Annotated in this window: 1 protein-coding gene; it reads right to left on the bottom strand. The window is 58.3% G+C overall.

All coding sequences use genetic code 11. The features are described from left to right. A partial coding sequence (locus PZH32_RS12580; RefSeq protein ID WP_275208584.1) for an AMP-binding protein occupies positions 1-307 on the bottom strand: 307 nt, incomplete at both ends.

Below are 307 nucleotides of genomic sequence, written 5' to 3'. Positions count from 1 at the left end.
ACGTCTTCCTGGAGCATGAAACGATACAAGGTGGGCGGAGCGCAGAACGTGGAGAGCAGGTAGTCCTGGATCTTCTGCAGCAGCTTCGTGGTCACGAATTTATCCATGTCGTAGGCGAAGATAGTGGCCCCGGAAATCCACTGGCCGTAGATCTTGCCCCAGCCGAATTTAGCCCAGCCGGAATCGGTGACGGTCATGTGCAGTTCGTTCTCGCGAACCTGCTGCCAGTACTTGGCCGTGATGATGTGTCCCAGCGGATGGGCGAAGTTGTGCTCCACCGCCTTGGGATTGCCCGTGGTGCCGCTGG

Origin of the sequence: Adlercreutzia equolifaciens, from assembly GCF_029076695.1 — a bacterium.
GTDB classification, from domain to species: Bacteria; Actinomycetota; Coriobacteriia; order Coriobacteriales; family Eggerthellaceae; genus Adlercreutzia; species Adlercreutzia equolifaciens_A.
Note: the sequence above shows the minus strand (reverse complement) of the source record. Positions and strands in the feature narration are given on the sequence as shown.